The 26,436-nt window shown below is 56.6% G+C and carries 23 protein-coding genes; 9 read left to right on the top strand and 14 right to left on the bottom strand.

Features of this window, described 5'->3' with window-relative positions; translation table 11 throughout:
• Positions 1-107: 107 nt before the first annotated feature.
• The 4 genes from VW41_16515 to VW41_16500 all read right to left on the bottom strand — a co-directional run bounded on the left by VW41_16515 (position 108) and on the right by VW41_16500 (position 3,040).
• Positions 108-1,178, bottom strand: coding sequence for a phosphoribosylaminoimidazole carboxylase (locus VW41_16515; protein AJZ90511.1), 1,071 nt, complete (start codon positions 1,176-1,178; stop codon positions 108-110).
• Positions 1,175-1,684, bottom strand: a complete 510-nt coding sequence (gene purE / locus VW41_16510) for a N5-carboxyaminoimidazole ribonucleotide mutase (protein AJZ90510.1) — start codon at positions 1,682-1,684, stop codon at positions 1,175-1,177. The genes VW41_16515 and purE overlap by 4 nt, the downstream gene beginning before the upstream one ends.
• Before the next feature lie 139 nt (positions 1,685-1,823).
• A complete protein-coding gene (locus VW41_16505; protein ID AJZ90509.1) occupies positions 1,824-2,546 on the bottom strand; it encodes a UDP-2,3-diacylglucosamine hydrolase in 723 nt (240 codons plus the stop codon).
• The gene (locus VW41_16500) at positions 2,546-3,040 is read right to left on the bottom strand and encodes a peptidylprolyl isomerase (protein ID AJZ90508.1); all 495 of its coding nucleotides are present in this window, start codon (positions 3,038-3,040) and stop codon (positions 2,546-2,548) included. Before VW41_16500 ends, VW41_16505 begins: the two co-directional genes overlap by 1 nt.
• A 175-nt stretch (positions 3,041-3,215) precedes the next feature.
• On the opposite strand from VW41_16500, the gene cysS reads away from it, so the two are divergent.
• The gene (gene cysS, locus VW41_16495) at positions 3,216-4,601 is read left to right on the top strand and encodes a cysteine--tRNA ligase (GenBank protein ID AJZ90507.1); all 1,386 of its coding nucleotides are present in this window, start codon (positions 3,216-3,218) and stop codon (positions 4,599-4,601) included.
• Between the two features lie 241 nt (positions 4,602-4,842).
• Here the strand turns inward: cysS and VW41_16490 are convergent, their stop codons facing one another.
• On the bottom strand, positions 4,843-6,411 hold the full coding sequence (locus VW41_16490) for an alkyl hydroperoxide reductase (GenBank protein ID AJZ90506.1): 1,569 nt from the start codon (positions 6,409-6,411) through the stop codon (positions 4,843-4,845).
• Positions 6,412-6,644: 233 nt separating this feature from the next.
• The gene (locus VW41_16485; protein ID AJZ90505.1) at positions 6,645-7,208 is read right to left on the bottom strand and encodes an alkyl hydroperoxide reductase; all 564 of its coding nucleotides are present in this window, start codon (positions 7,206-7,208) and stop codon (positions 6,645-6,647) included.
• A gap of 433 nt (positions 7,209-7,641) precedes the next feature.
• Here VW41_16485 and VW41_16480 point away from each other — a divergent pair, with 433 nt between their 5' ends.
• Positions 7,642-9,930, top strand: coding sequence for a phosphoglycerol transferase I (locus tag VW41_16480; GenBank protein AJZ90504.1), 2,289 nt, complete (start codon positions 7,642-7,644; stop codon positions 9,928-9,930).
• Between the two features lie 32 nt (positions 9,931-9,962).
• Here VW41_16480 and VW41_16475 read toward each other — a convergent pair whose 3' ends face one another.
• Together VW41_16475 and VW41_16470 are read right to left on the bottom strand one after the other, a co-directional pair.
• A complete protein-coding gene (locus VW41_16475; protein AJZ90503.1) occupies positions 9,963-10,319 on the bottom strand; it encodes an arsenate reductase in 357 nt (118 codons plus the stop codon).
• 11 nt (positions 10,320-10,330) lie between these two features.
• Complete coding sequence (locus VW41_16470) at positions 10,331-11,794, bottom strand: hypothetical protein (GenBank protein AJZ90502.1); 1,464 nt, start codon at positions 11,792-11,794, stop codon at positions 10,331-10,333.
• Between the two features lie 203 nt (positions 11,795-11,997).
• On the opposite strand from VW41_16470, the gene VW41_16465 reads away from it, so the two are divergent.
• Positions 11,998-13,074, top strand: coding sequence for a permase (locus tag VW41_16465; GenBank protein ID AJZ90501.1), 1,077 nt, complete (start codon positions 11,998-12,000; stop codon positions 13,072-13,074).
• 45 nt (positions 13,075-13,119) lie between these two features.
• On the opposite strand, the gene bcp is transcribed toward VW41_16465, so the two are convergent.
• Together bcp and gcvR are read right to left on the bottom strand one after the other, a co-directional pair.
• The gene (bcp, locus tag VW41_16460; GenBank protein AJZ90500.1) at positions 13,120-13,590 is read right to left on the bottom strand and encodes a thiol peroxidase; all 471 of its coding nucleotides are present in this window, start codon (positions 13,588-13,590) and stop codon (positions 13,120-13,122) included.
• A 15-nt stretch (positions 13,591-13,605) separates the two neighbouring features.
• Entirely contained in the window at positions 13,606-14,160 is a 555-nt protein-coding gene (gene gcvR, locus VW41_16455) for a glycine cleavage system transcriptional repressor (GenBank protein AJZ90499.1), read from the bottom strand.
• Positions 14,161-14,306: 146 nt separating this feature from the next.
• Between gcvR and VW41_16450 the strand changes: the two genes are divergently transcribed.
• From VW41_16450 to VW41_16425, 6 genes are all read left to right on the top strand, one after another.
• Positions 14,307-15,185 carry a dihydrodipicolinate synthase gene (locus VW41_16450; GenBank protein ID AJZ90498.1) on the top strand — a complete coding sequence of 293 codons (879 nt, stop codon included), beginning with the start codon at positions 14,307-14,309 and terminating at the stop codon, positions 15,183-15,185.
• 16 nt (positions 15,186-15,201) lie between these two features.
• Positions 15,202-16,236 carry a lipoprotein gene (locus VW41_16445; protein AJZ90497.1) on the top strand — a complete coding sequence of 345 codons (1,035 nt, stop codon included), beginning with the start codon at positions 15,202-15,204 and terminating at the stop codon, positions 16,234-16,236.
• Positions 16,237-16,398: 162 nt separating this feature from the next.
• Positions 16,399-17,112, top strand: coding sequence for a phosphoribosylaminoimidazole-succinocarboxamide synthase (locus VW41_16440; protein AJZ90496.1), 714 nt, complete (start codon positions 16,399-16,401; stop codon positions 17,110-17,112).
• Between the two features lie 257 nt (positions 17,113-17,369).
• Positions 17,370-18,248, top strand: coding sequence for a hypothetical protein (locus tag VW41_16435; GenBank protein ID AJZ90495.1), 879 nt, complete (start codon positions 17,370-17,372; stop codon positions 18,246-18,248).
• A gap of 51 nt (positions 18,249-18,299) precedes the next feature.
• Positions 18,300-20,285, top strand: a complete 1,986-nt coding sequence (locus tag VW41_16430) for a methionine tRNA cytidine acetyltransferase (GenBank protein AJZ90494.1) — start codon at positions 18,300-18,302, stop codon at positions 20,283-20,285.
• A gap of 72 nt (positions 20,286-20,357) precedes the next feature.
• Complete coding sequence (locus tag VW41_16425) at positions 20,358-21,050, top strand: hydrolase (GenBank protein ID AJZ90493.1); 693 nt, start codon at positions 20,358-20,360, stop codon at positions 21,048-21,050.
• A 44-nt stretch (positions 21,051-21,094) separates the two neighbouring features.
• Here VW41_16425 and VW41_16420 read toward each other — a convergent pair whose 3' ends face one another.
• The 4 genes from VW41_16420 to VW41_16405 form a co-directional block, all read right to left on the bottom strand.
• Positions 21,095-21,283 carry a hypothetical protein gene (locus VW41_16420; GenBank protein ID AJZ90492.1) on the bottom strand — a complete coding sequence of 63 codons (189 nt, stop codon included), beginning with the start codon at positions 21,281-21,283 and terminating at the stop codon, positions 21,095-21,097.
• A 27-nt stretch (positions 21,284-21,310) separates the two neighbouring features.
• Entirely contained in the window at positions 21,311-22,438 is a 1,128-nt protein-coding gene (locus VW41_16415) for a succinyl-diaminopimelate desuccinylase (protein ID AJZ90491.1), read from the bottom strand.
• 4 nt (positions 22,439-22,442) lie between these two features.
• Entirely contained in the window at positions 22,443-22,799 is a 357-nt protein-coding gene (locus tag VW41_16410; protein ID AJZ90490.1) for a reductase, read from the bottom strand.
• Between the two features lie 377 nt (positions 22,800-23,176).
• The gene (locus VW41_16405; GenBank protein AJZ90489.1) at positions 23,177-26,287 is read right to left on the bottom strand and encodes a multidrug transporter; all 3,111 of its coding nucleotides are present in this window, start codon (positions 26,285-26,287) and stop codon (positions 23,177-23,179) included.
• Positions 26,288-26,436: the final 149 nt, after the last annotated feature.

Below are 26,436 nucleotides of genomic sequence, written 5' to 3'. Positions count from 1 at the left end.
GCGGCGAAACGGGGGGATTGTGCGCTTCTGGTCGGGCAAAGAAAAGGGGCAGGGGGAAATGGGTCTGACCCTCTAATGTCAAACAGAGGGTCATACGAGGTGCGATTTTACTTCACCAGCTTGCTCTGCGCCCAGGCAATGCCGCTGGCGTATTCCGCCGGCAGCAGGGGAACCAGGGCTTCCAGCGAGGCGCTCAGGCGGCCGGTATCGCTGTCGTTCAGGTTGAGGTGCCCGACTTTGCGGCCCGGACGAACCTCTTTGTCGTACCAGTGCAGGTGCACCAGCGGCAGCTTGAGCCAGGCGTAGTTCAGGTCGGTGCCGATCAGGTTCACCATCACCGACGGCGCATTCACCACCGGCTGCGGCAGCGGCAAATCCACGATGGCGCGCAGGTGCAGCTCGAACTGGCTGATGGAGGCGCCGTTTTGCGTCCAGTGCCCGCTGTTGTGCACGCGCGGAGCCAGCTCGTTGATCAGCAGGCCGGCAGGGGTGACGAAGCACTCCATCGCCATCACGCCGACGTAGCCCAGCTCGTGCATGATGGCGGTAAGCATGGTTTCGGCCTGGCGCTGCTGCTCGGCGTTGGCCTGCGGGAAGGCGACGCTGGTGCGCAGAATGCCGTCCTGGTGCAGGTTATGGGTCAGCGGGTAGAACACCGTGCTGCCGTCGTGGCCGCGGGCGCCCACCAGAGACACTTCACCGGAGAAGTTGATGCCCTGCTCGACGATGCATTCGCCGTAGCACTCTTCCGGCAGCTGGTCGGTTTCATCGGCACGTAAGCGCCACTGGCCGCGGCCGTCGTAGCCCCCCACCCGGCGTTTCACAATCGCCAGAGAGCCCAGCTGGCTGAATACCTCAGGCCATTCGTGGCTGCCGGCAAGCAGCTGCCACGGGGCGGTGGCCAGGCCGAGCTTATCGAACAGCTGCTTTTGCGTCAGGCGGTCGGCGATGATCGGGAAGATATCGCGGTTAACGAAGGCGTTATGGCGCGCCAGTTCGCGGGTGAGCGCGGTTTCCGGCCAGCGCTCAATCTCGGCGGTGATCACGCTCTGAGCGAACGGCACGGCTTCCGGCTCGGCGTCCAGCCCGACAGGGTAAACGGCGATGCCCAGCGGTTCACCGGCCTGGCGGAGCATACGTCCCAGTTGACCGTTACCTAATACACAAACGCGTTTCATGCTTCGCTCCGTGGGTCCGGATTATCGAGCACTTCGTCGGTCTGGGTTTGACGCCAGGTCGCCAGGCGCTGGCTCAGTTCGGCATCATGCAGGGCCAGAATCTGCGCGGCCAGCAGGGCGGCGTTGGCGGCCCCGGCTTTACCGATGGCCAGCGTGCCGACCGGAATGCCGCGCGGCATCTGGACGATAGAATACAGGCTGTCCACGCCGCTAAGGGCGGCGCTTTGGACCGGCACACCCAGCACCGGGACCAGGGTTTTCGCGGCCAGCATACCCGGCAGGTGCGCTGCGCCCCCGGCTCCGGCGATAATAACCTGGTAGCCATTGGCTTCGGCCTGCTCGGCGAAGCTGAAAAGCTTGTCCGGCGTGCGGTGGGCGGAGACGACTTCGACATGGTGAGGGACATTCAGGGCGGTAAGGATTTCCGCGGCGAACTGCATGGTGGCCCAGTCACTTTTGGAACCCATAACAATGGCGATACGCGCCGGGGTGTGCTCAGAAGACATGCGTCTCAAAACTCCTGTGGGTGTGCAGACATCATCGGGCGTCGGGCGCCCGTTCAGAAGGGCTCAGAGAATAGCACGAACTTCCGGCAAGGAAAACGGTTGCGTGGTTAACGAATCGGCAAAAAAGCGGGCTTTGTTATCAGAAAGGAAAGTGGATCAGCTCGACGTTTTCCGCCGTCACTTTGATCATCGACCCTGCTTCATGCCATGCGCCTAATACGCAGCGGAAAGCGGGGTGCCCGTTAGCCTCGAGTTCGTGAATCGCCGGGCGGTGCGTGTGCCCGTGAATCAGCCATTGAACCTGGTGACGGGTGAGGGTGTCGACCACGGCCTGCGGATTAACGTCCATAATGGCCATCGACTTGCTGCTGTTGGCGGCCTTGCTGCCGGCGCGCATCCGGGCGGCAATGCGTTTGCGGATAAACAGGGGGAAGGCAAGAAACAGCGCCTGAAGCCAGGGCTGGTGAACCTTACGGCGAAACGCCTGGTAGCCTTCGTCGTCGGTACACAGCGTGTCGCCGTGCATGATCAGCACTTTGCGGCCATACAGGTCGAGCAGCTTCTCTTCGGGTAGCAGCGTCATGCCGCTGGCTTTGGCAAAGCGTTTGCCGAGCAGGAAGTCGCGGTTGCCGTGAATGAAGTAGCAGGGCACGCCTGAATCAACCAGGGCTTTGATCGCGGCGGCGATTTGCGAGTGCAGCGGTTCCGGGTCGTCATCGCCAATCCAGGCTTCAAACAGGTCGCCGAGGATGTAAAGCGCATCTGCCCGACGGGCTTCCCCGGCCAAAAAACGCAGAAAACCGGCGGTAATCGCCGGTTCTTCTGAGCAGAGGTGTAAATCTGCAATAAACAGCGTCGACATTATTCGCTTACGGTTACGCTTTCGATAATAACGTCTTCTTTCGGTACATCCTGGTGCATACCGCTGCGGCCGGTGGAAACGCCTTTGATTTTCTCAACCACGTCCATACCTTCAACCACTTCTGCGAACACGCAGTAGCCCCAACCCTGCAGGCTTTCGCCGCTGAAGTTCAGGAAGTCGTTATCGGCCACGTTGATGAAGAACTGTGCGGTTGCAGAGTGCGGAGCCTGGGTACGAGCCATTGCCAGCGTACCACGGGTGTTTTTCAGGCCGTTATTCGCTTCGTTCTGAATGGTGTCTTTGGTCGCTTTCTGCTTCATACCCGGTTCGAAACCGCCGCCCTGGATCATAAAGCCGTTGATCACACGGTGGAAAATGGTGTTGTTGTAGAAGCCTTCGCGGCAGTAGTCCAGGAAGTTTTTAACGGTAACAGGCGCTTTATCATCAAAAGTTTTGATGACGATGTCGCCGTGATTAGTGTGAAAAGTAACCATGCTTGCATCCTATGAGTGTCAGAGAGTACGGCGGCAAACGGTGCCGTCGTACCAGCACGCTGTTATAGCATAACGCTACATCATAGTCAGTAATGCAAAGCAGACTGCCGTCGGGGAAAATAATCGGGTAAGATAACCGGGAGTATTCTTCCACACGCTTACATGGAATCCCCTGATGTTAAAAATATTTAATACACTGACTCGCCAAAAAGAGGAATTCAAACCTATTCATGCCGGAAAGGTAGGCATGTACGTGTGTGGTATCACCGTTTACGATCTCTGTCACATCGGCCATGGCCGTACTTTTGTTGCGTTTGACGTGGTGGCGCGCTACCTGCGTTCCCTGGGCTATGAGCTGAACTACGTGCGTAACATCACCGACATTGACGATAAAATCATTAAGCGCGCCCATGAAAATGGCGAAGACTTTGTAGCGCTGGTCGACCGCATGGTCGTGGAAATGCACAAAGATTTCGACGCGCTGAACATTTTACGCCCGAACAGCGAGCCGCGTGCGACCAAACACATTCCGGAAATCATCGAAATTGTTGAACAGCTGCTGGCCCGCGATCACGCCTATGTGGCGGAAAACGGCGACGTGATGTTCTCGGTGCTAACCGACCCGAATTACGGCCTGCTGTCTCGCCAGGATCTGGAGCAGCTTCAGGCCGGCGCGCGCGTGGACGTGGTTGACGTGAAGCGCAACCCGATGGACTTCGTGCTGTGGAAAATGTCCAAGCCGGGCGAGCCGGCGTGGACTTCTCCGTGGGGTGAAGGCCGTCCGGGCTGGCACATCGAATGTTCCGCCATGAACTGCAAAGAACTGGGCAACCACTTTGACATTCACGGCGGCGGCTCTGACCTGATGTTCCCGCACCACGAGAACGAAATCGCGCAGTCTACCTGTGCCCATGACGGCGAGTACGTTAACACCTGGATGCACTCCGGGATGGTGATGGTTGACCGCGAGAAGATGTCCAAATCCCTGGGCAACTTCTTCACCGTGCGTGACGTGCTGAAGTATTACGACGCGGAAACCGTGCGTTACTTCCTGATGTCCGGCCACTACCGCAGCCAGCTCAACTACAGCGAAGAGAACCTGAAACAGGCCCGCTCGGCGCTGGAGCGTCTGTACACCTCGCTGCGCGGGACCGACAGCAGAGTGGCGCCAGCCGGGGGCGAAGCCTTCGAGGCCCGCTTCCGTGAAGCGATGGACGATGACTTCAACACCCCGGAAGCCTACTCCGTGCTGTTCGATATGGCTCGCGAAGTGAACCGCCTGAAAGCGGAAGATCTGGCGGCGGCAAACGGACTGGCAGCGGCGCTGCGTAAGCTCTCCGCAATTCTGGGCCTGCTGGAGCAGGATCCGGAACAGTTCCTGCAGGGCGGCGCGCAGGCGGACGACGGCGAAGTGGCGGAAATCGAAGCGCTGATCAAGCAGCGTAACGATGCGCGTCAGTCGAAAGACTGGGCGCTGGCGGACCAGGCGCGTGACCGTCTGAACGAGATGGGCATCGTGCTGGAAGACGGCGCGGCCGGCACGACCTGGCGCCGTAAGTAAGATTCAGAACGTGAAAAAGCGGCTCAGTGAGCCGCTTTTTTTTTGATAACACAGAGGGAAAAGCGTGGTTTTCCCTCTGTGTGGTTATCAGCCGAAAATCATCAAAATGATTTTCCTTATTACTGAATTTAATTCCTATGGCAATGCTGCGTTTGTCTGGGATTTCTCGATACCATGAAGCGGCTCAGTGAGCCGCTTTTTTATGGCTGGCCGCTGTGGCGCGGCCTTTTTGGCAGGTGCTTTATTCCGGGGCTGAGGTGCGAATCAGGTAATCAAACGCGCTCAGGGAAGCTTTCGCGCCTTCACCGGTGGCGATGATGATCTGTTTGTAAGGCACGGTGGTGCAGTCGCCCGCGGCGAACACGCCTTTCACGGTGGTTTCGCATTTCGCGTCGATGATGATTTCACCCATGCGGTTGCGCTCCACGCTGCCTTCCAGCCAGGTGGTGTTCGGCAGCAGGCCGATTTGCACGAAGATACCGGCCAGGGCAACGTCATGCACGCTTTCGGTCACGCGGTCTTTATACTGCAGGCCGGTCACTTTGCTGCCGTCGCCTTTCACTTCCAGCGTCTGGGCGTTCAGCACGATGTCGACGTTTTTCAGGCTGCGCACTTTGTTCTGCAGCACCTGGTCGGCCTTCATTTCCGGGGCAAATTCCAGCAGGGTAACGTGCTCGACGATGCCCGCCAGGTCAATGGCCGCTTCCACGCCGGAGTTCCCGCCGCCGATCACCGCCACGCGCTTGCCTTTAAACAGCGGGCCGTCGCAGTGCGGGCAGTAGGTCACGCCCTTGGTGCGGTACTGATCTTCACCCGGCACGTTCATGTTGCGCCATTTGGCGCCGGTTGCCACGATGATGCTGCGGGCTTTCAGCGTTGCGCCTGATGCGGTTTGGATCTGGTGCAGGCCGCCTTCGGTTTTGGCCGGGATCAGCTTGCTGGCGCTTTGGGTGTCAATCACGTCCACATCGTAATCGTCAACGTGGGCTTTCAGCGCCCCCGCCAGCTTCTGGCCTTCAGTTTTTGGTACGGAAATGTAGTTTTCGATATCCACGGTATCCAGCACCTGGCCGCCGAAGCGCTCGCCCATCAGGCCGGTACGGATGCCTTTACGCGCCGCATATACCGCCGCCGCCGCGCCCGCAGGGCCGCTGCCGACGATCAGTACGTCATAAGCTTCACGCTGGTTCAGCGCGTCCGCCGCGCGTTTTTCCGCGCCAGTGTCAATTTTGCCCACAATTTCAGCCAGCGTCATGCGGCCCTGGCCAAACTCTTTGCCGTTCAGGTAGACGGCAGGCACGCCCATCACGTTGCGTTCCTGAATTTCATTCTGGTAAACGCCGCCGTCGATAGCGGTGTGGGTGATGCGCGGGTTCAACACGCTCATCAGGTTCAGCGCCTGCACAACGTCCGGGCAATTGTGGCAGGAGAGGGAATAATAGGTTTCGAAGTGGAAGTCGCCGTCGATCTCACGGATTTGCGCCAGCAGCTCCTGAGATTCTTTGGACGGGTGACCGCCGACCTGGAGCAGTGCCAGCACCAGGGAAGTGAATTCGTGACCCAGCGGGGAGCCTGCAAAGCGCGGGCCCTGGCTTGAGCCTGGATTAGTGATCAAAAACGACGGCTTGCGCACCGGCAGGTCGTTATTAATGCTGAAAGAAACTTTGTCGGATAACTCAGCGATTTCTGCCAGCAGTTCTTTTACTTCAGATGATTTCGCGCCGTCGTCCAGCGTGGCAATCAACTCAACAGGTTTCGTTAGTCTCTCAAGATAGGCTTTGAGCTGGGTTTTCATTGTTGTGTCGAGCATGGTCAATCTCCCTGGTAGCGAGAAAAAACGGCTACCTGGGTAGCCGAAACATTGCTGAGAAAGCGGGAAAAAGCGTGGGTTTCCCGCTTTGTGGTTATCAGCCGAAAACCAATAAATTGATTTCCTTGTTTATTGGTTATTGCTCTCTTTTATCTCTTCTTTTGCGGCAGTATTAGCAAAAGCCTGAGCGGCTGCCGGAGCAGCCGTAATAAAAGAGGGAACGCGGGTAAAACTTAGATTTTGCCGACCAGGTCCAGAGATGGTGCCAGAGTCGCTTCGCCTTCTTTCCATTTAGCCGGGCAAACTTCACCTGGGTGAGAAGCTACGTACTGAGCAGCTTTCACTTTGCGCAGCAGGTCAGAAGCGTCACGGCCAATACCTTCGGCAGTCACTTCGATAGCCTGGATGATGCCCTGTGGGTCAACAACGAAGGTTGCGCGGTCTGCCAGACCTTCGTCTTCACGCATGTTTTCGAAGTTACGGGTCAGCGCGCCGGTTGGGTCGCCGATCATCGCGTATTTGATTTTGGCGATGGTTTCAGAGCTGGCGTGCCACGCTTTGTGGGTGAAGTGGGTGTCGGTAGAAACGGAATACACGTCTACGCCCAGTTTCTGCAGTTCTTCGTAGTGGTCAGCCACGTCGCCCAGCTCGGTCGGGCAGACAAAAGTAAAGTCAGCCGGGTAGAAGAAGAAAATGCTCCAGCGGCCTTCGGTATCTTTTTCCGTGACTTCAACGAATTCACCGTTTTTAAAAGCCTGGTTTTTGAATGGTTTGATTTTGGTATTAATTAATGACATCTAAACTTCCTCCGTTTTGTGATGGGAGAAAGGTACCGAATTTTAGCCACGGGCTCTAATGGGTAGGTTTAATTGAATCAAGAGGTATTTCCTAACATCTTTGCCGCGGGCATAAAAAAGGCCACCCGTTGCGAGGGTGGCCGGTGTTGCGCGTTACAATTCCACTTTAAAAAATTATAACAGCGGCGAAATTACAGCACTTAAGCGCTAAAAAGGTCAATTCCCCGGTTCGTTGTAGTAGCGATGGTTGTAATCGTTAGAAACTATTAAAGGCCTTCAGTCCTAAAATGCAGGGCTATTGTCGAAAGTACGACATCAAGCGCAAAGTAATGTCAGATGAATTGCAGCCATGTGACGGTGAGGTTAAATTACCGGCTGTTATTTTTCTGCATGAATAATCGCGCCAGGCTGCGCGATAGTTGAGGTATTGGCGTTGTCCGAATTGCTTTCTTTGGTGCTGTTTTTGGCGGCTATTGCCGTGTATGCGGTAAAGGCCGGCCGAAATATCTGGTGGCTGTCGGTAATCTTACTGATGCTCGGTCTGTTTATCGTACTCAACGTGACGCTGCTGGCCAGTAATTATTTTACCGGCGAAGGCATTAACGACGCGGTGCTCTATACGCTCACCAGCAGCATGACCGGCGCGGGCGTCGGCAAATACATTCTGCCCGGGCTGGGGCTCGCCGTCGGGTTGATTGTGATTTTTGGCGGTCTGACCTGGATTTTACGCCGAAAGAACCATCCTCATCATTTGGGTTACAGCGTCCTGGCGCTGTCTCTGGCCCTGTTTTCGATAAAAACTACGCCCGCTTACCAGCAGGTGGTGTCGCTGATTAAATCCCAGACCCGTACCGGCACCTCTGACTTTGCCGACTGGTATAAAGTGCCGGAAGGCACCATTAAGCAGCCAAAACTCAACCTGGTGTATATCTACGGCGAAAGTCTGGAGCGCACTTATTTTGATGAGCAGGCGTTTCCCGGCCTGGCGCCAGAGCTGAACGCCCTGAAAAGCCAGGCGATAGATTTCAGCCACAGCGGCCAGATGCCGGGAATGGACTACACGATTGCGGGCATTGTGGCCTCGCAGTGTGGGATCCCGCTGTTTGCGCCTTTCGAGGGGAACTCCTCGGCGTCGATGTCGAGCTTCTTCCCGAAGAACATCTGCCTCGGCGATATTCTCAAAGCGTCCGGCTATCAAAACTACTTTATCCAGGGCGCAGACCTGCGCTTTGCGGGTAAAGACATTTTCTTGCAGTCCCACGGCTTCGAGCATATGTACGGCGCGCAGGAGCTGAAGGGGATGGTGGCCGACCCGAACTACCGGAATAACTGGGGCTTTTACGACGATACGGTGCTGGACGAAGCTTATGACAAATTTATCGAGCTTTCTAAGGCCGGGAAACGCTTCTCGCTGTTTACCCTGACCGTCGACACCCATCACCCGGACGGCTTTATCTCGCGGACCTGTAACCGTCGCAGCTACAGCTTCGATGGCAAAGAAAACCGTTCTTTTAGCGCCGTGGCCTGCAGCCAGGAACATATCGCGGCGCTGATAGAAAAAATTAAAGCCTCGCCGTATTTCCGTCACACCGTGATCGTAGTTTCGTCCGATCACCTGGCGATGAATAACACCGCGTATAAGTACTTGACCAAACAGGACAGGCAGAACCTGTTCTTTGTCATTCGCGGCGATAAACCGCAGGCGGAAATAAAAGCCGTGAAGCGCAATACGATGGATAACGGCGCGACGGTGCTGGATATTCTCGGCGGCGGGAACTACATCGGCCTGGGGCGCAGTAGCCTGTCCGGCGAGTCGCTGTCGATGGTCTTTACCAACCTGAAAGAAAAGGTTACTGAATGGAAGCCGGACGTGATCGATCTGTGGAACTTCCCGAAAACCATCAGCCGGTACAGCATCGATCAGAAGAAGAACACCTTCAGCTATTCCGGGGCGCACTTCAAACTGCCGCTGTTGCTGAAAATCGGCAAAGGCAAAATTGAACCGCTGCCGGAAAGCGAATATTCCGCGCCGCTCCGCTACCAGCTGGCGGATTTTAAAAACGACGACCGGTTTATCTGGGCCGACCGCTGCTACAAAATGGCGCGCCTGTGGGAACCGCAGCTCGCGCTTTCAACCGGGCTGTGCGTGGCCCAGGGGCAGCTTGGCGGGGAGCCAACGGTGCGGCTGGTGGACAAACCGCTGGACGAGTACAACGTACAGTTTGACGGGCAAACGCTGAGTAATGAGCGTTTCAAAAATAACGTGGCTCTGCTGAAGGCGGATGAAAACAGCATTCGCTACCGGGCGGACAGCTTTATCTTTAACGTGGCCGGGGCGCCGCAGAGCGTGAAGCAGTTCAGCGGTATTTCGCGCCCGGAAGCCTGGGGCCGCTGGTCAAACGCCAACATGGCACCGGTGGTGACCATTGAGTATCAGGCTCCGCTGCCGACAACGTTCGATTTGGTCCTGGTGGCCAAAGCCTTTGGGCCAAACGTCGGCGAGCCGGTTTCGGTTAAGGTCGGTGATGAAGAGCAGACCATCACCTTCGGGGACCAGCTTTCCACCGTCACGCTGCGCTTTGATAACCCGGCTGGCAGCAAGGTGCTGACCATTGCGCCGCCGCAGCCGCAGCTGTCCAACGAAGGCAATATTCTGGGGCATGAGCCGCGTAAGCTTGGCGTGGGGCTGGCAGAGCTGAAAATTGTGCCGGTGGGCGGCTAACCCGTTCCCGGGCAGGGAACGGGCGGGGCAGGTCAGAGAATGTCGAGAACCTGTTCAGGCGGGCGGCCAAGGCGGGCTTTCCCGTTGGCAAGCACGATTGGGCGTTCGATAAGTTTCGGGTGCTCAATCATCGCCTGGATGAGCGCTTCTTCGCTGAGGCTGGTGTCGTCCAGCTTTAGCTCTTTGTAAAGGTCTTCTTTGCGGCGCATCAGTTCCCGCGCGCTGGCAAAGCCCAGTTTCTTCAGCAGCGATTTGACGGTGGCTGCGTCCGGGGGCGTTTCCAGATAGAGCACCACGTCTGGCTCAACCCCCTTTTCCTTGAGCAGGTTCAGCGTTTCACGGCTCTTTGAGCAGCGTGGGTTGTGATAAATTTCGACCTTCGTGGACATACGAACTCCTGTTACATCTTCATATAAGGTTTAAAGCGCTGCTGTAGCTGGCGCAACTGATCGATCCGGGCGTCATACCTGGCCTGTTGCAGACTGCCGAGTTTCACCTGCGAGCTGGCGCTGCTGAGCAGTGAGATAGCCTGGTCCAGGCGGCCATTGAGCTCCATGACTTCGGCTCGGGCGGCCAGCTCCTGATCGCGGTTGCCTGATTTCCCCTGCGCCTGCGCCAGTAAATCCCAGCCGTTGGTATCGTCAGGGTGGGCGAAGGTGTAGCGGTTCAACTGTGTGATTGCCGCCGCTGTTTGCCCGCCTTCAAGGTAAGCGTTGGCGAGGTTCAACTGCAGCACCGGGTTATTCTTCAGGTCCGGGGCGTTTTTCAGCCGATTGATAGCGTCATTGGCTTTGTGCTGGCCGAGGTCGATATCGGTGGCGAGATCGAGATACCACGGGTTAGCCGGCTGGGCGCTAATCAGCGGTTGAAGTGCTTTTCTGGCCTCATCATACTTATCCGCCTGCAAGGCCTGCAGCGCACGACCATACTGGGCTGCATTTTGCTCCCGCACGTTGCCTTTCGACCAGGCATCCAGCAGATCCGGGGTCAGCTGATTGCGGCCCGAGTTATACATCCCCAGGGTGCGAACCTTCGCCATATAGAAATTCTCTGAGGACTGCACAACCACCGGACGCATTTGGTTGGCGCGGTTGCGGGCATCCGCGAGGCGGCTTTCCGGCAGCGGGTGGGTGAGCAGAATTTCCGGTGGACGAGAAGAGTAGCGCGCCTGATCGAGCAATTTTTCGAGGAAGCCTGGCATCGCCTGAGGATCAAAGCCCGAGCGCTGCAGCACCTGAATACCGATGCGGTCGGCTTCCTGCTCATTCTGCTGCGTAAAGCTGATCATGCCTTGCTGAGTCCCGGCCAGCGTCCCGGACAAGGCAGCCATCCCGGCCTGCGGGCTGGCCATCGCCAGCAGGATTGAGCCTAAGGCACCCACCCAGGTGAGCGGCGCGTTTTTCTTTTGATCTTCCATCGCACGCGCCAGGTGGCGCTGGGTTACGTGGGAGATTTCGTGTGCCATAACAGAGGCCAGCTGGCTTTCCGTATCGGCATAACGGAACAGCGCCGAGTGCAGCACCACATTGCCGCCAAAGAAGGCGAAGGCGTTAATTTCGTCGTTGTTGATTAAGAAGAAGTGGAACGGGGTCTTCACCGAGTTGGCGTGGCTAACCAGCCGCATGCCCAGCGAATTAATGTATTGCGTAAGCAGCGGATCGTTAATCAGCGGTGCGCTGCCGCGCAGCTGACGGACGTAAAAATCGCCCATCTGCATTTCCTGCGCGATAGACAGCGTGCTGCCTGCGGATGTCCCCATGTCGGGAAGCTGGTCAGTCACATCCGCGCTTACAGGGAGCGCGCTTCCCGCCAGCAGTGCGGCCGTAAGTGTTGCAATCAGGGTCTTTTTCAACTGCCTAACCATAACTACTGTCCCGTTTAGTCGTTGTCAGATTTTGACACGATGAGTACAAGTTTGTTCGCTTAAAGAAGTGTACTGTAGGGCGTTGAAGCTGCGAAGATTTTATTTGGTGGATTATCCCTTTGTAATCCGCCGTAAAAAGCAAAGTCTTTACGGTGACATTTCGATACAATTCGGCATCAAAAAAAACTTCACGGAAGGGATGTATGCTCGACATGTTGTTGCAGTGGTATCGCCGTCGCTTCAGCGACCCGGAGGCGATTGCCCTGTTGGTTATTCTGGTGGCGGGTTTTTGCATCCTGTTCTTCCTGCACGGTCTGTTGGCTCCTCTGCTGGTGGCCATCGTTCTGGCCTATTTGCTTGAGTGGCCGACGGTACGTCTCGAGCGTATCGGCTGTTCCCGAACATGGGCCACCACCATCGTGCTGGTGCTGTTTGTCGGCATTTTGCTGCTGATGGTGCTGTTTGTGGCACCTGTAGCCTGGCAGCAGGGCATCAACCTGATTCGCGATATGCCAGGGATGCTCAACAAGCTCTCTGATTTTGCGGCAACGCTGCCTAAGCGTTATCCGGCGCTGGTGGATGCGGGCATTATTGATGCCATGGCCGAGAACGTGCGCGGTCGGCTGTCAGGCATGGGCGATCAGGTGGTGAAATTCTCGCTGGCATCGCTGGTTGGGCTGCTGACGCTGGCGATTTACCTGATCCTGGTGCCGCTGATGGTGTTCTTCCTGGTGAAGGACAAAGAGCAGATGCTGAATGCCGTGCGTCGTGTTTTGCCGCGTAACCGCGGGCTGGCCGGGCAAGTCTGGCTGGAGATGAACCAGCAAATTACCAACTATATCCGCGGCAAAGTGCTGGAGATGATCGTCGTAGGCGTGGCGACCTATATCGGCTTTATTGTCTTCGGGCTGAATTATTCGCTGCTGCTGGCGGTGCTGGTTGGCTTCTCGGTGCTGATTCCCTACATCGGCGCGTTTGTGGTCACTATTCCGGTTATCGGTGTGGCGCTGTTCCAGTTTGGTCTGGGCACCGAATTTTGGACGCTGTTTGGCGTGTACCTGATTATTCAGGCGCTGGACGGCAACCTGCTGGTGCCGGTGCTGTTCTCAGAGGCGGTGAATCTTCATCCGCTGGTGATTATTCTGTCGGTGGTGATTTTCGGTGGGCTGTGGGGATTCTGGGGCGTGTTTTTCGCTATCCCGCTGGCAACGCTGATTAAAGCCGTGGTTCACGCCTGGCCGGATGCTTCGGTGGTAGATGACGTCGTGAGCAGGGAATAACCGCCAGAAAAAAGCCGACTGAAATGTCGGCTTTTTTATCTGTTCTTAGGCGTTTTCAGTTAGCCAGTTCACAACGATGTCGTGGTGGTTGCTGGTTTTGAAATCGTCAAACACCTTTTCCACTTTACCGTCGCCGTCCAGCAGGAAGCTGATACGGTGAATGCCGTCATAGGTTTTGCCCATAAAAGATTTCTCGCCCCACACGCCAAACCGATCGCAGACCTGATGGTCTTCATCAGAAAGCAGGGTGAAGTTAAGCAGCTCTTTCTCGGCAAAACGGGAAAGTTTTTCCGGCTTGTCGGTGCTGATACCCAGCACTTCCACGCCACGCTTTTTCAACTCATCCATGTTGTCGCGCAAACCACATGCCTGCACGGTGCAGCCTGGTGTCATCGCTTTTGGATAGAAATAAACCAGAACTCTCTGTCCCTGGAAGTCGGTTAAATTTACTTGTTCGCCGTCCTGATCGGGCAAGCTAAATTTCGGTGCAATATCACCGGCTTTCAGTGGGCTCATCAGTACTCTCCGTCTTTAATCATCTTGCTGTGGGTTAACCACGTTAATAGTGCCTTCTGCTTTCAATTCTGTACATAGGGCTTTAAACGCTTGCTCGATAATTGTCGCATCCTGTGAACCTGGACTGTGGGCGGTTATCTGAATATACAGGCGCGGTCCCACGCCGTTTTCAGCAGGCTGAGTGCGGGAGACAAGCTCGGCAATGTTCATCTGATGGGTATCAAACAGGTGGGTAAATCGCTCAATCAGGTGCGGCGAGTCCGCCACTTCAACCTGCACCCAAACCGTGGCGGGCGTGGCCGGCCTTTCCTGGGCGGTTGTGCGTTTCATCACAATTAACAGATCGAGTTCCGCGCCCTTTAGCGGCAGGGTCGATTCGATCAGGGTTATCGCGTTCCAGGTGCCTGAAAGCAGCATGATAAAAGTGAACTCTTCACCCAGCATAGCCAGACGGCTGTCTTCGATATTACAGCCGCAGCTGCTTACGTGGCGGGTAATAGTATTGACGATACCTGGACGGTCCGCCCCCAGGGCGGTGATAACCAAATAATGGTGTGATGAGGGTGTCAAGCGTGTTCTTCCTGTCAATCGGTGAGATTCACATTAGGAAAGCATAAAAAAAGTAAGCTGCCAACCGCTTAGCGCCTTCTGGCGGCTTGCTTTTGCTATGGCACCAAACGTAACATTGGAGAACATGTTTGCACAGAGGGTGGCTAATGTTTACGGGAAGTGTTGTCGCGATAATTACGCCGATGGATGAGAAAGGTAATGTCTGCCGGTCCAGCCTGAAAAAACTGATTGATTACCATGTCGCCAGCGGAACTTCGGCGATTGTCTCGGTAGGGACTACCGGCGAATCGGCTACCTTAAGCCACGACGAACACGTCGACGTAGTGAAGCTTACCGTGGAACTGGCTGACGGGCGTATCCCGATTATTGCCGGTACCGGGGCTAACGCCACCTCCGAAGCGATTTCCCTGACACATCACCTGCAGGACAGCGGCATTGTGGGCTGCCTGACGGTCACCCCGTATTACAACCGTCCTACTCAGGAAGGGCTATTCCAGCACTTTAAAGCGATCGCTGAAAGCACCCATCTGCCGCAGATGCTGTATAACGTGCCGTCTCGTACCGGCTGTGACATGCTGCCGGAAACCGTTGGCCGCCTGGCGAAAATCAAAAATATTATTGGTATCAAAGAAGCCACCGGGAACTTAAGCCGCGTAAACCAGATCAAAGAGCTGGTTGAAGATGACTTCATCCTGGTGAGCGGGGATGACGCCAGCGCGCTGGACTTTATTCAACTTGGTGGACACGGTGTAATTTCCGTAACCGCAAACGTAGCCGCGCGTGAAATGGCGGAAATGTGTAAACTGGCCACCTCAGGGCAATTTGCACAGGCTCGCGAAATTAATCAGCGTCTGATGCCGCTGCACCATAAATTGTTTGTAGAACCCAACCCTATTCCGGTGAAATGGGCCGCGAGGGAGTTGGGTCTTGTGGCAACCGATACCTTACGCCTGCCGATGACGCCGCTGACCGACGCCAGTCGCCCGGTGATTATCAGTGCGCTTAAGCATGCCGGTCTGCTGTAAAGCTTAGGGAGATTTGATGGCTTACTCAGTACAGAAGTCGACGGTGGCAAAAGTTGCTGTTGTTTCGCTCGCCATGCTGTTAGCGGCGTGCAGTTCCGATCAGCGTTACAAGCGTCAGGTTAGCGGCGATGAGTCCTACCTGGATGCGACCCCACTTGCGGAAATCCACTCTCCGGCCGGGATGATCCTGCCGATTCAGAATGGCGACTACAACATTCCGGTCACCAACGGCAGCGGTGCTGTAGGCAAGCAGCTGGATATTCGTCCGCCGGCGCAGGCGCTGGCATTGGTGAACGGGGCTCGCACTCAGTTCACCGGTGATACCGCTACGCTGCAGGTGGAAGCCAATAAGGCGAGCGGGCTGTGGCCTCAGGTGGTGAGCATTCTGCAATCTGAGAACTACGCTATCGCTCAGCGCAACGATGCCAGCCAAACCCTGACAACCGATTGGGTTCAGTGGAACCGCGCTGACGAAGATGTGCAGTACCGCGGCCGTTACCAGATTAGCGTGCAGCCTCAGGGCTACCAGCAGTCCGTTGTAGTTAAACTGCTGAACCTGGAGCAGGGCGGCAAGCCGGTGGCGGATGCTTCATCTCTGCAGCGCTACAGCGCGCAAATGCTGAACATCATCAGTGCGGGTCTCGATAAGTCTGAAACCACGCGCCAGAATGCACAGGACAACCGCAGCTCCGCGCAGCTTGATGTGCAAAGCGCGGCGGATGATACCGGGCTGCCAATGCTGGTCGTCCGTGCGCCGTTCAACGTGGTGTGGAACCGCCTGCCGGCTGCGCTTGAGAAAGCGGGCATGAAAGTTACCGATACCACCCGTTCTCAGGGCAATATCGCGGTAACTTATAAAGCGCTGTCTGACAGCAGCTGGAGTGACCTGGGGGCGAAAGATCCTGGGTTGACCAACGGCGACTATAAGCTGCAGGTTGGCGACCTCGATAACCGCAGCAGCCTGCAGTTCATCGACCCGAAAGGGCACCCGCTGACGCAGTCTCAGAATGATGCCCTGGTAGCCGTATTCCAGGCCGCATTCAGCAAGTAACACAGCAGGGCCGGTTAATTCCGGCCCTTCTTATTTAGGCCTATGTAGATACCCCAAATAATTCGAGCTGCAGGAAGGCGCCACCAACGCACATGCAGCTTGAAGTATGACGGGTAAACCCCTCCGATTGCGCAAGCGATCGCTATACCTGGAGTAAGAAAGATGCAAAAGCAAGCTGAGTTGTATCGCGGCAAAGCGAAGACCGTTTACAGTACGGAAAACCCGGATCTGTTGGTGCTCGAATTCCGTAACGATACGTCAGCAGGTGACGGTGCACGCATCGAGCAGTTCGATCGTAAAGGCATGGTAAACAACAAGTTTAACCATTTCATTATGGCCAAACTGGAAGAAGCGGGTATCCCGACCCAGATGGAAGCGCTGCTTTCTGATAACGAAGTGCTGGTGAAGAAGCTCGACATGGTGCCGGTGGAATGCGTGATTCGTAACCGCGCTGCGGGTTCACTGGTGAAGCGCCTTGGTATTGAAGAAGGTATTGAGCTGAACCCACCGCTGTTCGATCTGTTCCTGAAAAACGACGCCATGCATGACCCGATGGTCAATGAATCTTACTGCGAAACCTTTGGTTGGGTGAGCAAAGAGAATCTGGCCCGCATGCGCGAGCTGAGCTACAAAGCCAACGACGTGCTGAGCAAGCTGTTTGACGACGCTGGCCTGATCCTCGTTGACTTCAAGCTGGAGTTTGGCCTGTTCAAAGGTGAAGTGGTGCTGGGCGACGAATTCTCCCCGGACGGCAGCCGCCTGTGGGACAAGCAAACGCTTGATAAAATGGATAAAGACCGTTTCCGCCAGAGCCTGGGTGGCCTGATTGAAGCGTATGAGGAAGTTGCTCACCGTCTCGGCGTAAAATTAGACTAACCACGCAATCGTTTACGTTGCGCAATAGGGTGCGTTTTTGCGCACCCTGTTTTTTCGCTGCCAGTTCTTATGGTAATCCTGCCGGTAACCACCTACGATCTATACTCTAAATAATTCAAGTTGCAGGAAGGCGGCAAGGCCGTGAGTCCTCAGGAGCATAGCTAACTATGTGACTGAGGTGAACGGATGCGGCCAACGCACCTGCGGCTTGAAGTATGACGAGTATTTCATTACATGTTGTGAATGAGGGTGAACGTATGCGTTGGCAAGGACGTCGCGAAAGCGACAACGTAGAAGACAGGCGCAATGACGCCTCCGGCCCGGGTATGAGCATGGGCGGCGGTGGTTTTCGCATCCCACGCGGGAAAGGTGGCCTGGTGCTGCTGGTCGTGGTCATTGTGGCAAGCTATTACGGCGTCGATCTTACTTCCTTCCTGTCCGGCGAGCCGCCGGCTTCTCAGCAGTCTTCTCAGCAGCGCACTATTAGCCCGAAAGATGATGAAGCCGCAAAATTCACCTCGGTAATTTTGGCCACGACCGAAGATACCTGGGGAGAGATTTTTCAGAAAATGGGGCGCACCTACCAGCAGCCTAAACTGGTGATGTATCGCGGGGCAACGCGTACCGGTTGCGGGACCGGTCAGTCCGTGATGGGGCCGTTCTATTGCCCGGCGGACAGTACCGTTTATATCGACCTCTCTTTCTACGATGATATGCGCAACAAGCTTGGTGCGGGTGGGGATTTCGCCCAGGGCTACGTCATTGCTCACGAAGTCGGCCACCATGTGCAGAAGCTGCTGGGCATTGAGCCAAAAGTTCGCCAGCTCCAGCAGAATGCTTCTCAGGCCGAAGGTAACCGCCTGTCAGTGAAAATGGAACTTCAGGCCGACTGCTTCGCCGGCGTCTGGGGGAACAGCATGCAGAAACAGCAGGTGCTCGATGCGGGCGATCTTCAGGAAGCGCTCAATGCCGCCGAAGCTATTGGCGACGACCGCCTGCAGCAGCAAAGCCAGGGCCGGGTGGTGCCGGACAGCTTTACCCACGGCACCTCAGAGCAGCGCTATACCTGGTTCAAGCGTGGATTCGACAGCGGCGATCCGGCCCAGTGCAACACGTTTGGCAATGCGCTTCGCTAATCGATGACCGCAGGGACATTTATAGCGTCGATAGAGCAGGCCACAGCGCACATGCAGCAGACGGGCATCCGTAGGTTGTTGGTGCTGGCCGGGGAGAGTCAATGGAGCAGCCAGCAGGTTGCCAGGCTGTCGACTTCTTTACCCGGAGACTGGCTGTGGGTTGGCCCTTCGCCTGAGCTGCCTTTCCACTGCGCGCCCTCGGCGGTGCGCAGCATGCTGGGGCGTGAGTTTCAGCATGCCGTTTTTGATGCAAGGCGCGGGCTGGACGCCGCCGCCCTGGCTGCGCTGTCCGGTATGCTAAAAGCGGGCAGCTGGCTGCTGTTGCTGACGCCGGACTGGTCGCGCTGGGCTTCGCTAGCGGATGAAGATTCCAGCCGCTGGAGCGATGCCCCTCAGGCTATCCCGACCCCCCATTTTGTTTCCCACCTCCAGCGCTGCATAAAGCAGGACGCAGAAGCCGGACTGTGGCAGCAGCATGAACCGTTTACCCTTAATCGCTTTGCTTTTCGTCCTTCCTGGCAGCCCGCCAGCGGCGCGCCGGAGCAGGAGCAGGCTGTCATCCTCGATAATTTGTCCGGGATGGGGCGCGGCGTGGCGGTGGTGACGGCGGCCAGGGGCCGGGGTAAATCGGCCCTGGCAGGTATGCTGGTCAAGCGGATTTCGGGCGCTTGCCTGGTGACGGCTCCGGCGAAGGCTGCCACCGACGTGCTGGCAAGCTATGCCGGGGAAAGCTTTCATTTTATGGCCCCGGACGCGCTGGCCGCAGAGTGTGAATTACCGGCGTATGACTGGCTGATTGTGGACGAGGCGGCCGCTATTCCGGCCCCGCTGTTACGCCAGCTAATAGAGCGCTTTCCCCGCGTTTTGCTCACCACCACGGTGCAAGGGTACGAGGGAACCGGGCGCGGCTTTGTACTGAAATTCTGCGCGGCGTTTCCGGCACTCAAGCGCTTCACGCTGAACACGCCGATCCGCTGGGCGCGAAACGATCCCCTGGAGCAGGTCATTGACAGGATCATGCTGTTCGATGAGCCGGATCTTGAACAATTCCCGCCGGGGGATCCTGTTTTACAGGTTGTTGAGCCGGCAGACTGGCCGCGCCAATCTGAGCAGTTAGAGCAGATGTACCGGCTGCTTTCGGGGGCGCATTACCGCACCTCGCCGCTCGACTGGCGGCGGATGCTCGACGCGCCCGGCCAGCATTTTATCGCGGCCAATATCAAAGCGCAGTGCGCAGGGGCCTTGTGGATGGTTGCAGAGGGCGGGCTCGATGAAAATCTCAGCCGCAGCGTGTGGGCCGGGTTCCGGCGCCCCAGGGGTAATCTGGTGGCGCAGTCGCTGGCGGCACACGGTGGAAGCCCGCTGGCCGCTACGCTTCGCGGGCTGCGTATCAGCCGCATTGCGGTTCACCCTCTGCGCCAGCGCGAGCATATTGGTGCCAGCATGATTGAGCGCGCGCGGCAGGCGGTGAATCTTCGATATGATTATCTCTCGGTCAGCTTCGGCTATACCGATGAACTGTGGCGCTTCTGGCAGCGCTGTGGTTTTGAGCTGGTTCGAATAGGTGCTCACCGGGAGGCCAGCAGCGGCTGCTACAGCGCCATGGCGCTATTGCCGCTCACGCCGGAAGGCCGGTCGCTGATGGAAAATGAACGGCAGAGGCTGCGGCGAGACTGGCCGTGGCAGAAAGCCTGGCTGGAATTGTCTTTGCCCTTGCCCGAGGCTTCCTCGTCGGCTTTGCTCCCTGAAGACTGGACGGAGTTATCCGGTTTTGCCTTTGCCCATCGTCCACTGGAGGCTTGCCTGGGGGCGTTGAATCGCCTTTTGCTGGCGTCTGGTTTATCACTCCATGCGCTGCGTGGACGTTTGCAGCAGCGGGAGAGCAGCGAGAGACTTAGCCAGCGGCTGGGGCTTTCGGGCAAGAAAGCGCTGCTGACGCTGATGCGTGAGGAAACCCGACACGCGCTGGAAGACCTTGACTCATCGCGCGCGACTGAGCTGCACAGCGGCATTATGCAATTGCAAAAATTCCACTAACTTGTTCAATGAAACGGCATGGTCATCCCCATGCAGCGGCGTATAGTTGTCTCCATTAACCAGGAGAAAGCCATGAAACATGACCATTTTGTTGTCCAGAGTCCCGCGGCACCGGCCAGCCAGCTGATACTGCTGTGCCACGGCGTAGGCGACACGGCCAAAGCCATGGGGGAAATTGGGAGCTGGTTTGCGCCAGAGTTTCCTGACGCCCTGGTGGTCAGTCTTAGCGGCCCGGCTGAAAGCGGCGCTGGCCGGGAGTGGTTTTCCGTGGCAGGCGTGACGGAAGAAAACCGCCAGCAGCGCGTGGATGCTGTGATGCCAGCTTTTATTGAAACCGTGCGTTACTGGCAGCAGCAAAGCGGCGTGCCGCCCACGGCCACCGCGCTGATCGGCTTTTCGCAAGGGGCCATCATGGCGCTGGAAAGTATCAAGGCGCAGCCAGGTCTTGCGGCGCGGGTCATTGCCTTTAGCGGGCGCTATGCGGTGCTGCCGCAGCAGGCCTCCACCAGCACCACTATCCACCTGATCCACGGGGATAACGACAAAGTCATCCATGCGACGCATGCGGTGGATGCTGCCGAGAAGTTACTTAGCCTGGGTGGGGACGTCACGCTGGATCTGATTGACTCCCTGGGGCATGCCATCGATGACCGCAGCATGAAGGCGGCGCTGGATCACCTGCGTTACACCGTGCCGAAGCACTATTTTGATGAGGCTCTGAGCGGTGGGGCACCGAAAGATGATGATCTGATTGAGCTGCTGTAAATGATTGACCCTCACGCCGGAATCGCCCGGCGTGAGGGCTGCGGTTATTTCTTCTTAGGCCAGTCGTCCTCGTCGTCCCACTTATCGTTAAAATCACGGTGTGGCGGAAGCTCAGGCTTGTCTGCCATGTACTTCTTCGGGTCGATTCGGCTCAGGTCTTTAATGACGTTAATAAAAATCCCCAGTAATAACACCAGGACGATAATCCACCAGTAATGCGATAGCCATTCCATGCTGATACCTCTTCAGTTGGCTGCCCGTCAGGCGACAAGCTGTTCCATAATGCGCTGATACATCCGGGCCAGTAGCTGCAGGTCGGCGGCGTTGACGCATTCATTGATTTTATGAATGGTGGCATTCACCGGCCCCAGTTCAACGACCTGAGCCCCCATGCGGGCGATAAAGCGCCCGTCCGATGTACCGCCCGTGGTTAACAGCTGCGGTTTAATTTCATTATAGTGCTCAACGGCGTTCACTACCGCATCGACCAGCTTACCGCGTGAGGTCAGGAACGGCTGGCCGGAGAGCCACCACTCGACGGTATAGCGTAGTTCGTACTTATCCAGCAGGGCGATAACGCGCTGCTTGATGTCTTCGTCGGTCAGCTCGGTGCTGAAGCGGAAGTTAAACTGAACAAACATGTCGCCCGGAATAACGTTGTTGCTGCCGGTCCCGGCCTTCACGTTGGCGATTTGCATGCTGGTGGCCGGGAAGAACTCGTTGCCTTTATCCCATTCAATTCCCGTCAGCTCTGCGAGCATTGGGGCCGCGCGATGTACCGGGTTATCTGCCAGATGCGGGTATGCAACGTGGCCCTGTACGCCGTGGATGGTCAGGTTACAGGTCAGAGAGCCGCGGCGGCCATTTTTCACCACGTCGCCAACGACTTCGGTACTGGATGGTTCACCAACCAGGCAGTAATCCAGACGCTCACGGCGCGCCATCAGCGCTTCAACAACCTTCACGGTGCCGTTGGTTGCGCTGGCTTCTTCATCGGATGTGATCAGGAACGCCAGGCGGCCCTTATGATTTGGATGCTGGGCCACAAAACGTTCAGCCGCAACGACCATCGCCGCCAGCGAACCTTTCATGTCCGCCGCACCGCGGCCAAACAGCATACCGTCGCGAATGGTGGGTTCAAACGGCGGGTTGATCCAGCGATCAGCATCCCCTGACGGCACCACATCGGTGTGCCCGGCAAACGCCAGCGTCTCACCCTGCCCACGCCAGGCCCAGAAGTTCTGGGTATCGCCAAAATCCATGTGTTCAACGGTAAAACCAATCGCGCGCAGGCGCTCAATCAGCAGCGCCTGGCAACCGGCATCATCGGGGCTCAGGGAAGGACGACGAATAAGCTGTTGCGTCAGCTCAATAACCGGGCAGGACATAAGACTATACCTCGTTGATAAACTGCTGATAATGAGTTTCGTTGAAACCCAGCAGCATAGGCTGACCGGGCGCGCAGAGCAATGGGCGTTTGATGATTGCCGGCATCTCCAGCATCAGTGCCGCTGCGCTTTGTGCGTCGTTAATAGACGCACGGTGGGCTTCATCCAGCTTGCGCCATGTTGTGCCGCGAGTATTTAACAGCGCTTCCCAGCCGAGCTCTGCGATAAAGCCGTTCAACAGCGCGGCGTCCAGCCCGTCAGCACGATAGTCGTGAAACTGGTAATCCACCCCCTGAGCGTCTAAAAAGCGGCGGGCCTTTTTGATGGTGTCGCAGTTTTTAATGCCGTACATGGTTATCATAGTGGCAGTCGGTTCCGTTTTAGCTTTTCAAAGTGCAACCATTTTGCCGCAGGTGAAGGTAATTATCGAGCCAGGATTCAGCGGTAAACCATTATTCTGCTAACGATATATTTGTGATATTGCTCAACAGTTGAGCGCTCAAAAAAGGTTCAACTGCATGATATATCCGCGTATACTTGCGCCAACATCAAGAGAGGCGGTTATGATCGAGCACGAATTAGGGCAGTGGAAAGACTTCATCGAAGATATGTTGCGCAAATAAGCGTTCCGGCATAAAAAGCAGCGGCGCGATATCCTGGGACTGAATACTCTGCGAACATCAACAAAAAGGCGACCCGTAAAAGGTCGCCTTTTTTGTGGCTTAATGCACGCGGCGTTTAGTCGTGATGCTCTTTGAGCGGGAAGCGTCTGCGCACCAGGACAAAGAACAACGGTACAAAGAAAATGGCCAGAACGGTAGCGGAGATCATTCCGCCCATTACGCCCGTACCTACCGCATGCTGGCTGCCGGAGCCCGCCCCGGTGCTGGTCGCCATCGGCAGCACCCCGAAAATAAACGCCAGGGATGTCATCAATATCGGGCGCAGTCGCTGCCGGCAGGCCTCAAGTGTGGCGGCGACAAGATCCTGTCCTTTGGCGTTCAGGTCGTTGGCAAATTCGACAATCAAAATGGCGTTTTTCGCCGAAAGGCCGATCACCGTCAGCAGCCCAACCTGGAAGTAAACATCATTTTCAAGACCCCGCATCCAGGTGGCGAGCAGGGCGCCGATCACCCCCAGCGGCACCACCAGCATGACGGAGAACGGCACTGACCAGCTCTCGTACAGCGCCGCAAGGCACAGGAACACCACCAGCAGCGAAATGGCATACAGCGCTGGGGCCTGCGCACCGGAGAGGCGTTCCTGGTAGGACATACCCGTCCACTCAAGGCCGAAGCCGTTTGGCAGTTGGCTGACCAGCTGTTCCATAATGTCCATTGCCGTGCCGGTGCTTAGCCCCGGCGCGGCTTCACCCACGATTTCCAGGGCTGAATAGCCGTTGTAGCGCTCAAGTCGAGGTGAGCCGGTTTCCCAGCGGGATGTCGCGAAGGCGGAGAACGGCACCATCCCGCCGGTTTTATTGCGCACATACCAGCTGTTGATGTCGTCCGGCAGCATGCGGTATTTCGCCGCCGCCTGGACGTACACTTTCTTCACGCGCCCGCGATCCATAAAGTCATTCACATAGCTTGAGCCCCAGGCGGTTTGCAGGGTGTTGTTGATGTCGTCAATTGAGACACCCAGCGCCTGGGCCTTACGCTGGTCGATATCAATTTGCAGCTGCGGGCTGTCGTCGAGGCCGTTGTGGCGAACTCGCGTGAGCTGCGGGTTGTTGCCGGCCATCTCTAATAGCTGGTCACGGGCTTGCATTAGCGCATCGTGCCCCGCGCCGCCGTGATCTTGTAGCTCCATATCAAAACCTGCGGCGTTGCCGAGGCCGTTAATCGCAGGCGGGCTGCTGGCAATGACTCGCGCTTCTTTGATCTTATTGAAGGCTTTGGTTGCTCGTTCGATGATGGCAAACGAACTGCCGTCTGTGCTGCGTTCGTCCCAGTCCTTCAGGCGAATAAACATCCGCGCCACGTTTTGCCCGTTCCCGCCGGGGCCCGCGCCAATGGTGGAAAACACCGAAACGACGTTGTCTTTCTCTTCGGTGAGGTAGTACTTCTCCACCTGCTGCACCACTTTGCTCGTCTGCTGCTGAGTTGCGCCGCTGGGAAGCTGCACTGAAGTGGTGAACACGCCTCGATCTTCCTGAGGCAGGAATGACGTCGGCAGTTTAAGGAACAGGAACACCATGCCGCCAAGCAGCAGGGCATAAATCATCATCCAGCGCAGGCTGCGGGCGAGGATTCTGGCCACGCCGTTTTCGTAGCGTTCGGCGCTGCGGTTAAAGGTACGGTTAAACCAGCCAAAGAAGCCTTTCTGGCCGTGATGTTCGCCTTTGTGCAGCGGCTTAAGAATGGTTGCACACAGGGCTGGCGTGAGGATCATCGCGACCAGCACCGACAGCACCATGGCGGCAACGATAGTGACCGAGAACTGGCGGTAAATAGCTCCGGTAGTGCCGCCAAAGAAGGCCATCGGCACAAACACGGCGGACAGCACCATGGCGATGCCGACCAGCGCCCCCTGGATTTGGCCCATTGATTTGCGGGTAGCCTCCCGGGGGGAGAGACCTTCCTCGCTCATAATTCGCTCGACGTTTTCTACCACCACGATGGCGTCATCAACCAGCAGGCCGATGGCCAGCACGGTAGCAAACATTGTCAGCGTATTAATGCTGTAGCCGAAGACATACAGCACGGCAAAGGTTCCGAGCAGCACCACGGGGACGGCAATGGTTGGGATCAGCGTGGCGCGGAAGTTTTGCAGGAACAGATACATGACCAGGAACACCAGCAAAATGGCTTCCAGCAGCGTTTTTACCACATCGGTAATCGAGGCTTTAACAAACGGGGAAGTTTCGTAGGCGATTTTTGCTTCCAGACCGTGGGGGAAAAACTGCGAAAGCTCTTCGATTTTGGCGCGGGCCAGCTTGTCGGTTTCCATTTCGTTGGCACCGGAAGCCAGCTTAATGCCCAGGCCTGAAGCTGGCTGCCCGTTATAGGTGCTCAGGAAATCATACTTCTCTGCCCCCATTTCAACGTCTGCCACATTCCCCAGCGTCACCAGGGAGCCATCCTGATTCACTCTCAGCGTGATGTCTTTGAACTGCTGCGGCGTTTGCAGGAGCGACTGCGCGTTGATGGTGGCGTTTAGCGCCTGTTTGTCCAGCGCCGGGGTGCCGCCAAGCTGGCCGACGGCAATCTGAGCATTCTGGGATTTGATGGCGGTGACCACGTCCTGGGTCGTCATCTGATAGTTAGTGAGCTTATTTGGATCGAGCCAGATACGCATGGAGTACTGCGAACCGTAGGCATCCACGCTGCCGACGCCGTTCACGCGGCTCATCGGGTCCTGCACGTTACTGGCGACGTAGTCGGCGATGTCCTGCTTATCCATGCTGCCGTCGGTGGAAACAAACGCCACCATCAGGATGTTGGTATCACCGGTTTTATTTACCGTGACGCCCTGGGTCTGTACGTCCTGTGGAAGCTTTCTCACCGCTGACTGTAGCTGGTTTTGTACCTGCTGTACCGCTGAGTCCGGGTCGGTCCCGGCCTTAAAGCTCAGGGTAATGGTTGCCTGACCGGCGCTGCTGCTTTGGGACGACATATACATCATGTTGTCCAGGCCGGTCATGCTTTGCTCTATGACCTGGGTAACCGTGTTCTCCAGGGTTTGTGCGGAAGCGCCAGGGTAGTTCGCGGTGATCCTTACGTTAGGCGGCGCGAGGTCGGGATATTGCTCGACGGGTAGCGAAAAAATAGCCAACGCCCCGGTCAGGCAAAGCAGAATTGCAAGCACCCAGGCAAAAATGGGGCGAGAAATGAAAAAATTCGCCATGCGGTCAGGACCCCTTAAAAGCTTCTAATTGTTATCAATAACCGCATCACTGTAGCTTTAACCGCTTAGTCAAACGTGGAGAAATTTAGGAGATAGTGTAAATATGCTTTGGAATTGGCAGGATTTGTAACCGTACCTTTTATTGGGTC

It is taken from the genome of Klebsiella michiganensis, assembly GCA_000963575.1.
Classification (GTDB): domain Bacteria; phylum Pseudomonadota; class Gammaproteobacteria; order Enterobacterales; family Enterobacteriaceae; genus Cedecea; species Cedecea michiganensis_A.
This window is presented reverse-complemented; position numbering and strand designations above follow the sequence as displayed.

Coding starts and splice junctions, on each gene's coding strand:
- VW41_16515 (AJZ90511.1), bottom strand. CDS start 1,178: ATGAAACGCGTTTGTGTATTAGGTAACGGTCAACTGGGACGTATGCTC.
- purE (AJZ90510.1), bottom strand. CDS start 1,684: ATGTCTTCTGAGCACACCCCGGCGCGTATCGCCATTGTTATGGGTTCC.
- VW41_16505 (AJZ90509.1), bottom strand. CDS start 2,546: ATGTCGACGCTGTTTATTGCAGATTTACACCTCTGCTCAGAAGAACCG.
- VW41_16500 (AJZ90508.1), bottom strand. CDS start 3,040: ATGGTTACTTTTCACACTAATCACGGCGACATCGTCATCAAAACTTTT.
- cysS (AJZ90507.1), top strand. CDS start 3,216: ATGTTAAAAATATTTAATACACTGACTCGCCAAAAAGAGGAATTCAAA.
- VW41_16490 (AJZ90506.1), bottom strand. CDS start 6,411: ATGCTCGACACAACAATGAAAACCCAGCTCAAAGCCTATCTTGAGAGA.
- VW41_16485 (AJZ90505.1), bottom strand. CDS start 7,208: ATGTCATTAATTAATACCAAAATCAAACCATTCAAAAACCAGGCTTTT.
- VW41_16475 (AJZ90503.1), bottom strand. CDS start 10,319: ATGTCCACGAAGGTCGAAATTTATCACAACCCACGCTGCTCAAAGAGC.
- VW41_16470 (AJZ90502.1), bottom strand. CDS start 11,794: ATGGTTAGGCAGTTGAAAAAGACCCTGATTGCAACACTTACGGCCGCA.
- VW41_16465 (AJZ90501.1), top strand. CDS start 11,998: ATGCTCGACATGTTGTTGCAGTGGTATCGCCGTCGCTTCAGCGACCCG.
- bcp (AJZ90500.1), bottom strand. CDS start 13,590: ATGAGCCCACTGAAAGCCGGTGATATTGCACCGAAATTTAGCTTGCCC.
- VW41_16450 (AJZ90498.1), top strand. CDS start 14,307: ATGTTTACGGGAAGTGTTGTCGCGATAATTACGCCGATGGATGAGAAA.
- VW41_16445 (AJZ90497.1), top strand. CDS start 15,202: ATGGCTTACTCAGTACAGAAGTCGACGGTGGCAAAAGTTGCTGTTGTT.
- VW41_16440 (AJZ90496.1), top strand. CDS start 16,399: ATGCAAAAGCAAGCTGAGTTGTATCGCGGCAAAGCGAAGACCGTTTAC.
- VW41_16435 (AJZ90495.1), top strand. CDS start 17,370: ATGCGTTGGCAAGGACGTCGCGAAAGCGACAACGTAGAAGACAGGCGC.
- VW41_16430 (AJZ90494.1), top strand. CDS start 18,300: ATGCAGCAGACGGGCATCCGTAGGTTGTTGGTGCTGGCCGGGGAGAGT.
- VW41_16425 (AJZ90493.1), top strand. CDS start 20,358: ATGAAACATGACCATTTTGTTGTCCAGAGTCCCGCGGCACCGGCCAGC.
- VW41_16420 (AJZ90492.1), bottom strand. CDS start 21,283: ATGGAATGGCTATCGCATTACTGGTGGATTATCGTCCTGGTGTTATTA.
- VW41_16415 (AJZ90491.1), bottom strand. CDS start 22,438: ATGTCCTGCCCGGTTATTGAGCTGACGCAACAGCTTATTCGTCGTCCT.
- VW41_16410 (AJZ90490.1), bottom strand. CDS start 22,799: ATGATAACCATGTACGGCATTAAAAACTGCGACACCATCAAAAAGGCC.
- VW41_16405 (AJZ90489.1), bottom strand. CDS start 26,287: ATGGCGAATTTTTTCATTTCTCGCCCCATTTTTGCCTGGGTGCTTGCA.